The 10,776-nt window shown below is 37.5% G+C and carries 8 protein-coding genes; 3 read left to right on the forward strand and 5 right to left on the reverse strand.

What is annotated here, in order from left to right; translation table 11 throughout:
• Position 1: 1 nt before the first annotated feature.
• Both CWC11_RS13365 and CWC11_RS13370 read left to right on the forward strand, forming a co-directional pair.
• Positions 2–538, forward strand: a complete 537-nt coding sequence (locus CWC11_RS13365; RefSeq protein WP_138683084.1) for a DUF3833 domain-containing protein — start codon at positions 2–4, stop codon at positions 536–538.
• A gap of 210 nt (positions 539–748) precedes the next feature.
• Complete coding sequence (locus CWC11_RS13370; protein WP_004586404.1) at positions 749–1,024, forward strand: HU family DNA-binding protein; 276 nt, start codon at positions 749–751, stop codon at positions 1,022–1,024.
• A gap of 365 nt (positions 1,025–1,389) precedes the next feature.
• On the opposite strand, the gene ilvN is transcribed toward CWC11_RS13370, so the two are convergent.
• Both ilvN and CWC11_RS13380 read right to left on the reverse strand, forming a co-directional pair.
• Complete coding sequence (ilvN, locus tag CWC11_RS13375) at positions 1,390–1,887, reverse strand: acetolactate synthase small subunit (RefSeq protein WP_058550273.1); 498 nt, start codon at positions 1,885–1,887, stop codon at positions 1,390–1,392.
• Positions 1,887–3,611 (reverse strand): acetolactate synthase 3 large subunit, encoded by a 1,725-nt coding sequence (locus CWC11_RS13380; RefSeq protein WP_138683085.1) that lies wholly within the window; start codon positions 3,609–3,611, stop codon positions 1,887–1,889. Before CWC11_RS13380 ends, ilvN begins: the two co-directional genes overlap by 1 nt.
• Positions 3,612–4,088: 477 nt before the next feature.
• Here CWC11_RS13380 and CWC11_RS13385 point away from each other — a divergent pair, with 477 nt between their 5' ends.
• The gene (locus tag CWC11_RS13385; protein WP_138683086.1) at positions 4,089–7,094 is read left to right on the forward strand and encodes an immune inhibitor A domain-containing protein; all 3,006 of its coding nucleotides are present in this window, start codon (positions 4,089–4,091) and stop codon (positions 7,092–7,094) included.
• A 272-nt stretch (positions 7,095–7,366) separates the two neighbouring features.
• On the opposite strand, the gene CWC11_RS13390 is transcribed toward CWC11_RS13385, so the two are convergent.
• From CWC11_RS13390 to CWC11_RS13400, 3 genes are all read right to left on the reverse strand, one after another.
• Positions 7,367–8,374 (reverse strand): isocitrate dehydrogenase, encoded by a 1,008-nt coding sequence (locus CWC11_RS13390; RefSeq protein WP_058550276.1) that lies wholly within the window; start codon positions 8,372–8,374, stop codon positions 7,367–7,369.
• A gap of 225 nt (positions 8,375–8,599) precedes the next feature.
• Positions 8,600–10,288 carry a hypothetical protein gene (locus CWC11_RS13395; protein ID WP_138683087.1) on the reverse strand — a complete coding sequence of 563 codons (1,689 nt, stop codon included), beginning with the start codon at positions 10,286–10,288 and terminating at the stop codon, positions 8,600–8,602.
• 11 nt (positions 10,289–10,299) lie between these two features.
• Positions 10,300–10,683 (reverse strand): DUF3192 domain-containing protein, encoded by a 384-nt coding sequence (locus tag CWC11_RS13400; protein ID WP_058550278.1) that lies wholly within the window; start codon positions 10,681–10,683, stop codon positions 10,300–10,302.
• Between the last annotated feature and the right edge of the window lie 93 nt (positions 10,684–10,776).

The following is a 10,776-nucleotide window of genomic DNA, read 5'->3' on the forward strand; positions in this document are numbered from 1 at the left end:
TATGAGCTTATTAAAGATAAAACCACTTATGGTGTGTATTTTTGCTGTATTTTTAATTAGCTGCTCAGCGCCGAGTGTTGAGCATTATAAAAACAGTTCGCCTGAGTTTAACTTCAAAGAGTTTTTTAGTGGTGAATTAAAAGCATATGGCGTTGTACAAGACTATAATGGTGAATTAACCCGAAAGCTTGTTGTTGATATGAACGCAAGCTGGAATGGCTCACAAGGCGTTATTGAAGAAGATTTTGTATACGACGATGGTGAAACGCAAAGACGTGTTTGGAAAGTGACACTTAACGATGATAATACATTAACGGGCACAGCCGCAGACGTTACAGGTGTAGCTAAAGGAAAAAGTACGGGCAGTGTGTTTCACTGGAACTACAATGTAGAGCTACCTTACGATGGCTCTACATTAAATGTAAACTTTGACGATTGGATGTACCTGGTTACACAATCGCGCTTGATAAACCGCACATCTATTGTTAAGTTTGGTGTCGAGGTCGGGGAAGTGACCTTAGTTATCGAAAAAATATAGTTGATTTACGTCGTTGTTTAACTTGCACCAAAATTGTACTCAAATTAAGTCTTTGTTAACCCAACACGCTGTATTTTACCGAGAATTATTTAAATTTTACGCATTTTTTAAGAATTTAAGCAAAAAACGCAATTTGCTGTTGCTAACTCTTTAAAAATGCATAAAGATAGGTTTTGCGAAGGCAAAATAATAACGAATAGGAATCTAACAATGAATAAAGCTCAATTAGTTGAAAAAATCGCTACTGATGCAGAAATCTCTAAAGCTGCTGCTACACGTGCACTTGACGCGTTTACTGGCGCTGTAACTTCTTCTTTAAAAGAAGGTAATTCAGTTGCATTAGTTGGTTTTGGTACTTTCTCAGTTAAAGAACGTGCAGCACGCACTGGCCGTAATCCACAAACGGGTGCTGAGATCCAAATCGCAGCGGCAACTATCCCAAGCTTTAAAGCAGGTAAAGGTCTTAAAGACCAAGTAAACCCTTAATTGGCGATTTACAGAATTTTTTAAAAAAGAGCTATTTAGCTCTTTTTTTTTGCCTGTATAAAAGTTACCACCAAAGCGGGTAAACTACTGATCCGCAATAATACTCAATTAAATTGACGCAAATGCGTTAAAAATTTCTCATATACGATTGTATTAATGCAGGCGGTAGAACAATGCAGAAGCAATTAGTGATAACAATTAAACAACAAATTTTTTGCCTATACGGTTTATTGCCTAAAATTGCTCTCCTAATTAAACGAATTGGTATGATTTTTTATAGGTACAGACCATAAAAAATCCCTACTAATTGCTTAGTAGGGATTTTGCTTAAAACTCACTAAAAATGCGCTGTAACGTATTTAAAGTTACGCTTTTAAAGCTTTGTCGCCTCGTCCGATACCAACGGCACCTGAGCGTACAACTTCAATAATATCTGTTTCATGACGCAGTGTGTCTAAAAACGATTCTATTTTGTCTGTACTGCTTACAAGTTGTAGGCTGTAACTTTGTCGGCCCATATCTAAAATAGCGCCTTGGAACACATCAACCACACGTGTTACTGCAGCGCGTGTGGTTTCGTCTTGGGCAAATACTTTAACAAGTAGTAACTCACGCTCTATATGGCTCATTTCTGTTAAGTCGATGATTTTAAGTACATCAACAAGCTTATTTACTTGTTTTGTAATTTGCTCAACAATTCTGTCATCGCCCATAGTTGTAATAGTGATACGCGATAATGATTGATCGTCAGTAGTACCCACCGTAAGGCTATCAATGTTATAAGCACGTTGTGAAAAAAGTCCAACGATACGCGATAGTGCACCAGGTTCGTTTTCTAATAATATAGATAAAATACGACGCATTATGCTTTTACTCCTTTACGTAACCACATCTCATCAATGCCGCCTAACTTAATTTGCATTGGGTATACATGTTCTTTTTCATCAACGTTTATATCTAAAAATACTAAACGGTCATTTATACTCATAGCTCTGTCTATCGCTGGTTGTAGTTCATCGAGCGTGTCTACCTTTATACCAACGTGACCGTAACTTTCTACAAGTTTTACAAAGTCAGGTAAAGAGTCCATGTAAGACGATGAATGGCGACCGCCGTAAATCATGTCTTGCCATTGGCGTACCATACCTAAAGAGCGGTTATTTAATGATACAACTTTAACAGCTAAGTTATATTGTAAACACGTTGATAGCTCTTGGATGTTCATTTGAATAGAACCATCGCCCGTTACACATACAGACTCTTTATCTGGGAACGCAAGTTTAACACCCATTGCAGCAGGTAAACCAAAGCCCATAGTGCCTAGGCCACCAGAGTTGATCCACTGGCGAGGGTTTTTAAACGGGTAATATTGAGCGGCAAACATTTGATGCTGACCTACGTCTGAGCTTACATATGCTTCGCCATTTGTTGCTTTGTACACTGCTTCAATAACAGCTTGGGGCTTAATTTTATCGCCATCGGTGTTGTAATTAAGGCATTTTTGTTCACGCCAGCTAATAATTTGTCGCCACCAATCTTCTTGGGCGCTTCTATCAATTTGTATTGGGCTTTTATCAATAGCAGTTTGTAGTTGTTCTATAACCGTTGCTAAACACCCTACAACTGGAATATGAGCTTTAATAGTTTTAGAAATTGAGGTTGGATCTACATCAACATGCACGATGGTTGCGTTAGGGCAAAACTTGTTAACGTTATTTGTAACACGATCATCAAAACGTGCGCCTAAGGCTAAAATTACATCGGCATTGGCCATTGCTTTATTTGCTTCAAGCGTACCATGCATTCCAAGCATGCCCACAAAATTAGGGTGTACACCCGAAATACCACCAAGGCCCATTAAAGTATTTGTAATAGGAGCATTTAATGATTCAACTAAGTGAGTTAATTGCTCTGAGGTATTAGAAAGTACAATTCCGCCGCCAGAATAAACCACTAACTTTTTAGCTTCAAGAATAGCGGTTACGGCTTTGCGTATTTGTTTTGAATGACCTTTTGTATTTGGGCTATAGGTTCTAAGCTCGGTAGTTTTAGGAAATTCGTACTCAAACTTAATCGCTGGATTAAGCATATCTTTAGGTAGTTCAACCACTACAGGGCCTGGGCGACCAGTACTTGCAATATAAAACGCTTTTGCAAGTATTGCTGGGATCTCTTTAGCACTTCGACAGTTAAAGCTGTGTTTAACCACAGGGCGAGAACAACCAACAATGTCGGTTTCTTGAAAGGCATCATCACCAATTAAATTAGTCGGTACTTGGCCTGATAAAACAACCATAGGGATTGAATCCATATAAGCTGTAGCAATACCTGTAATACAGTTTGTAGCGCCAGGCCCTGAGGTTGCAAGTACAACACCTACTTCACCGGTGGCACGGGCATAGCCATCAGCCATGTGCGTTGCTGCTTGTTCATGGCGTACTAAAATATGCTCAATATCATCTTGTTGAAAAAGTGCATCATATAAGTCTAAAACCGAACCACCGGGGTAGCCAAATATGTATTTAACCTTTAACTCTTTCAATGCCTGAACTACTAGTTCAGAGCCATTATACTCTTGTTTGCTCATCCTCATTCCTCTGTGCGCTTTTTTGTGCATAAAAAAACCCCCGCGTAGTGCGAGGGTTTTTAAAAAGCAGTATCACCTTTTAATACATCCCCGCTGGGCTTATAACTAAGACCAGTACGAGTACGACTAAAAGGTTAATTTGTGTGTTCATAGTTTTTACTCTATTTAGCAAAACACTGCTTTTAAATTAAATATTCTGTATAGGGTTATTTTTAAGGGTTTTAAAGCTCTATGTCAACCTTGAAATGGCTTTTTTGCATTGAAATTTCATTTTAAATTATTTTTCAACTTGAAATTGCAAAATATGGCGTTTTTATCTAGATACTCAGTAAATATTATGCATTTTTTACAGCTATAAAGGTAAGCATAAAAATTAAATTTAGCTAAGTTTAGTTGTGTTAATTATATGTTTTAGAAACTGCCTAAATAGTAAATTTTAGGTATGATGAATTCATAAACATGATTGAGGAATCTACAGTGAAAAAAGTGACTATAATTTCGCTTTTATCTACATTAATAAGCCCTTTAGTAATTGCTGATACAGCATCTCCACATGATGTGGGTATTACTAACAAGGAGCGTATTTTATATTGGCTTAATAAAAGAGATAACATTGCGCCGAGTGATCTTGAGTCATCATATGAGCAATACATGGATATGAGTTCTAATAATCCACATTTAATTAAAAATGGTTTTAGGCAATTTAATTCTAAAATTGATAATTCAGCGGGTTCAGTAAAATCTCAAGTAAGTTTTTCTACTGCTTTGATTCCCGATCAGACTGTAAATCAAGTAAAAATACTGACTATATTAATAGACTTTCCTGATTTGAAACATGACGATAATAAGTTATCAGCCCAAGATACCGATATGTTTTACGCTGATTACTCTAAAGAACATTATCAACAGATGTTATTTAATAGCGAAAGTTATTTAGGTCCAGATGATCAAAGCCTATTAACCGCAAAAAGCTATTATTCAGACGCGTCGGGTGCAAGCTTAAATTTTAGCGGTGATGTTTATGGCTGGGTAACCGCTGATAGTAACGCCAAAGTATATGGAGAACGACAAGGGAATACCCGAGATATTAATGCGCCATCTTTAGTTAAAGAAGCAGTAGAAAAAGCTGTAGCACAATATAATATTAATTTAAGTGATTACGACCTTACTGATTTAGACGATATTGACGGTGACGGTATTATTAACGAACCCAACGGAATAATAGACCATGTAATGGTTTTTCATTCAAGTATTGGGGAAGAAGCCGGAGGGGGGTATTTAGCTACCGATGCAATTTGGTCACACCGTTACTATGTATTTGATGAAAATAGCCAACCTAGTGAAGTAACGGGGAGTTCTGTTAAGCTTTTTGGTTATACAATTAACCCAATTGATGCTGGAATTGGTGTGGTTGTGCACGAATTTGGCCACGACCTAGGGTTGCTTGATGAATACGATTTACAATCTAATACTGTGGGTGAGCCGGTTGCATCTTGGTCGGTTATGTCTACAGGTAGTTGGGCGGGGGCTTTAAGGGGCTCAGAGCCTGTGATGTTTAGTCCTTATGCACTTGAATACTTACAAACGCGGTATCAGGGTAATTGGGTTAATCAGCTAGAGCTTGAAATGACAGAAGTTAACGCAAATTCTGAGCAAATACTTGTTGATACATCAAGTGCTTCACAATCACAAAGCCAATTAAAAGTTGTTTTACCTAAGCGCCTAGAAAAGTTTAAAACACCGGTAGAAGGTGAGTTTCAATATTATTCAAATACAGGTGATAACCTGCGTAATAGTTTTATAAATAAGATAGAACTGCCACAGACCAATGATGCACTAATGCTAAGTTTTATTGCCTATTACAGCATTGAACGTGATTACGATTTGGTACAAATAAAAGTGAATGGTACGCCAATTAGTGGCAATTACACCCAAGCTATTAACCCGTATTATGGCGATATTGGGCCTTACATTACCGGTGATTCTTTTTTAAATAGTGATGCTAAACAACCTAACGGCTATTTAACGCATGAGTTTGATTTAACCTCTTATGCAGGGCAAACAGTAGAGCTTAGTTTTGAATACATAACTGATGCAAATACTCATTACTATGGTTTTGTTGTTGATGATATGAAGATTAGGCAAAACGAAACGTTAATTTGGCAAAACAACGCAGAAATGCAAACGTCTGCTCAACTAACAAACTTTGAAAGAATAGGCAGTTACATATACGCCTCACCATCGCATTATTATTTACAATTAAGATCTTATCTAGGTATCGATCGCGGATTGCAAAGTGAGCAATATTCCCCGGGAGTACTTTTATGGTATGCCGACGAATCACAATCAGATAATAATACCACCGAGCACCCAGGAACTGGCTTTGCGTTAGTTGTTGACGCAGACCAGCGAGCAATTAAAACAGGCACTACGCAAACAACTGCCGATACGGCAATACAAATACGCGATGCTGCATTTAGTTTATATGACCAGCGTGCAGGGTTAGGCGATGACGATTTATCAGCCATTAGTGAGTTTAGTGATAAAACAGATTATAGTTTTTCACAACAAACTGAATCGGGTGTTGAATTACCACAATTAGGTTTTGGGTTTACTTTATTAAATCAATCAACTAATAACGAAAGCGTTAGTGTTGAGCTAAGTTATAGTTCTGCAAATGGGATTAAATTTAGTATTACTGATCTTAATGTAAAATTTGATATTGAGGGATTAACTTTAACACCAACCGATAAGTTTATGTGGCGTTTTGATGATGGATCAACAAGCACTGAGCTTGCACCTTCACATGAGTATGTCGATTTTGGCACTTATAATGTTGAGTTTCTTGTTAGCAACGATAATGCTGAGCAAGTATTTACCGCTGAAGTAAATATTACTGAGCCATTAGCAATTAACGAGGTTGATTATGATATTAACCAAGGGGTATTGACAGCCCAAGCAAATATTACGGGTGGCGTTTCACCTTTTAGTTATCAGTGGAGCTTTGGTGATAACAACAGCTTGGCGACGCAGAGTATTACACATAGTTATTTATATTCAGGTAATTACCAAGTTGAACTGACCGTAACAGACAGTCAAGGAAATCAAAGTGAAAAAACGCTAGATATTTCTACAACAGTGCCTATGAGCATTGAAAGTGGTTTTACTTCTAATAATTTAAATGTTCAGTTTAATAGTGATATAAACGGTGGTTTTGGTAACTACACATACAACTGGAATTTTGGAGATGGAAGTACTTCTAACATACAAAACCCAAGTTATGTTTATCAAAATGAAGGGAATTATACTGTGACACTTAAAGCGACTGATGCTCAGACGGGCGAAGTTATTACTGAAAGCTTAATTGTTAGTGTAAACGTAGAGCAAAGTATTTCAGGCTCAAGTGGTGGTACACTGTTAGGTTTACTTATTTTATTAGCCTTTAGTACCCTTAGAGTAATACCAATGGGCAATAATACTTAATCATTCTACGGGCTAAACGTGTCGCTACCTGTGCTAAAAAATTCTCATTTACGACTGCATGGATGCAGAAGGTAGAGCAATGCGGGAGCAATTGCCGAGAACAACTAAGTAGCAATTTTTTTGCGTAGCTATCAACACGTTTTTCCTGCCTCAAAATAGATCAATTAATTAAGCGAATTGATATAAAACTATTTTTTCGCGCTTAAAACAAAAAAGCCAGCATAGCTGGCTTTTTAACGTTCAAATAGAAGCCGCTATTAAGCGGCTACTTTTTAAAGACGATCAATCACTGATTGAGTGAAGTCTGTAGTACCGTGGCTGCCGCCTAAATCACGTGTTGTACGATCACCTGATTTAATTACATCAGCTACAGCGCTACGAATTCGCTCTGCAGTGTCGCCCATGTCTAAATGCTCAAGCATTTGAATAGACGCTAAAATTACTGATGTAGGGTTAGCTAGGTTTTTACCTGCGATATCTGGAGCACTACCGTGTACAGCTTCAAAAATAGCCGCATCTTCACCAATGTTAGCGCCTGGTGCCATACCTAAACCACCCACTAAACCAGCACATAAGTCTGATAAAATATCACCAAATAAGTTAGTCGTTACAATTACGTCAAACTCTTCTGGTGTCATTACAAGTTTCATACATGTTGCATCAACAATCATTTCTGTTGACTCAATTTGTGGGTAACGCTCAGCTACTTCACGGGCTACTTTTAAAAATAAGCCAGATGTAGATTTTAAGATGTTAGCTTTATGTACCGCTGTTACTTTTTTACGGCCTTCACGTATTGCAAGCTCGTAAGCAAACGTTACAATTTTTTCTGCGCCTTCACGTGTTATCACTGATTTTGCTTCAGCTTCGTTGCCATCTTCGCTAACCACTTGGCCTGCGCCTGAGTACATACCTTGCGTGTTCTCACGAATAGTAATGATATCAATATCGTCGTAACGTGCTTTAGTACCAACAAACGATTTCACAGGGCGAACATTTGCGTATAAACCAAATTGCTTACGCAGTGTAACGTTAATAGACGTAAAACCTTCACCTACAGGCGTAGTTAATGGGCCTTTTAAAGTGATTTTATTTTTAGCTATTGTATCAATTGTTTCTTGTGGAAGTAGCTCACCTGTTTTTTCAAGTGCAGCAAGGCCTGCATCAACAAATTCATAATCAAAGTCGCAACCTGCGGCTTTTAATATTTCAAGTGCTGAGTCGATAATGCTCGGACCGATGCCGTCGCCTTTGATCACTGTGATGGTTTGTTTGGCCATTGACTTTTCCTTTAAAGAGTTTGATTTGCACATAAATTATTACTCTGAGAGAGTAACTGCTTGTTAGGTCATTTATGTGAACGTGCTTGAAAATTTAAGGGCGCATTTATACCAATTTATCACCCATTTTGCTAGTTTATACAGTAAATACTGGGTATAAATGCCATTTATAGTGGGTATAGAAATATTAAATAACCTTTATAGATTTATTATTCGCAATTTAGGTTAAATACTATTGCATATACCCAAAGCAGCTAAATGTTGGTTGAAATCTGTTTCGTCATGCCACTTTTGTATTTTTAGTTGCTCGTTTAATGTTTGCTTTTGCCAAGCACTCATTTCAAGGTCTGGTTTAAATACGATCTGTGCAATTATTTTAAGCGACACCCATAGCTTATGAGAGTTAGTTAAATGTTTTTTAGGTGTTTGCTCTGCTTCTAATAATGCCATTGTCCATGGGTTATCACTTAATAAATGAGTTAATTGCTGAGTTAGTGCATCAGAATTAACGTCTTTTACGCCAAAAAATGAGCAAATGGGCGCGCTCAATATTTTATTAGGGGTGCTGTCTATTAATGTTTTACGAGAAAGCAAGGTACTGCACTGTGTTAGTAAAAAATGTGTATAGGCGTATAAGGGCAATGTTATATGTTCAAACTGATCGTGTTTATTTTTACTTACAAGCAAAGCCATTATTTTTACCAGTGCATTTAATCTATTAACAATATAGGCATGTAAAGGGTGGGGGGTAACATTTACAAGCTGCTCAAATACAACACGTTGTATTATAGCTGGCGCATTATAATAGCCGACCATTGACAGACTGTGCTTTAAATCTTTTGCGGCTTGATACTCTTTATTATAGGGCTTTACTGCTTCACATAAATTTGCGACGACGAGTGGGTGGGCTGCCATTAGTTGGCTTAACCCTTTATAACTGTATTCATGTTGTAATTTAATATGGCTAATTAAATTAAGCAGCTCTTGTGCTTTATTTTCAAACGAGGGACTTTTTGTTTTAATGTGCTCGCTATTAAATACCGTAAAGCTAATGCTTTTACTAATGCAGCTCCATTGTTTTGCGTTGTCGCTAAAGGATGCTTTAACTTTGTACCACTCGAGTTTTTTAGGATTTTCAGTGCTTATTAATACATGCTTCCCTTGGGGATCTGTCGCTAAATAAATCATTGATTGGTCAGCATAGTTTACTCGGCTACCTGGTAATAACGGACCTAAATGAGCAACTAGTGATTTAATTAGTTCTAGAGCAAACAAGTTTGGAGTCCGAATATATAAATCACTTAAAGCTTTATATATGCTCATATGCTTATTTTGCGAGTTATTGCTAATGTTCATTGCAATGATATTTGCGATGGCAAGTAGTGTAATACCGCCGTCGTAAAGCATAATTTTTGGGGTACTCACCAATGCTTGCTTGTATTTATTTAGCTTAGCTAGCAATTGTGCAACGTGCTGGGCTGGCTCTCCAGCCGTAAGCATAATTTTTGCAGCTAGTTTATGACGCATCTTCCAAATATGTTTATCTGTATCGGTAAACTCATCTTGATTGCCTAATTTATTTAACTGAGCACCAACACATAAATGCTCAATAAGCGCGGTGCTAATATATAGCTCGCTTAGCTTTGAGTCGTAGCTTTGAGATTTACACAGAGCTGCAGTGACAACGCACTGTGCAATAACGAGGTTAGTAGCGTATGAATAATTTGGATTGTAAAGCGTAAGCCGTGCTTGAAGCGCATGGGGTTGTTCCGCATAGAGTGTTCTATATTGCTCGGCGAGCTTATTTGCCATAGGATATATGGCTGTCCACTTTTTCTTATTACTATAAGTACCTAAAAATAACTGCGTATTACTAAGTAGCTGCTCTAAGGTGGTTGATACGGCTTCTTCCATTAAACCTGCACCTAATTTTGTTCTTGGTATTTGTTATAAGCGCTGGGACCCCATAAAAAAAGCTGTCCATTTTTAAAAAGTAATCCAGTACATTCATCCATTGTTGTAATACCGTCAGATGTTTTATGTTGTGTACGATAAAAAACAATTTGAAAAACTTGTTCTCCATCGCGTTTAGCATACGTTAAATCGGGGCTGCCTAAGTAATCAAGCACACTATTTAAAGTAGTGGGTTGCTCAAGAGATAATTTTTCTATAAATCGTTTATTAAATGCTTCGCGGTCTTGCCAGATCATAGCTTGCGGATCGTCTTTATAAAACATGATCACAGATGCTGCTATTAGCGCATATAGCCCTAAACCTAAAATTAAATATCTAATAAACTTTTTCAACATGCTTAACTCTGGCTGCTATAACTAATAATAGTATACGTATTGATGGTAACGCAGGCTATAAACTTGCGACTAATTTAGGGCGTGTTGATCTTT

This window comes from Pseudoalteromonas sp. S3178 (genome assembly GCF_005886985.1).
Lineage (GTDB): Bacteria > Pseudomonadota > Gammaproteobacteria > Enterobacterales > Alteromonadaceae > Pseudoalteromonas > Pseudoalteromonas carrageenovora.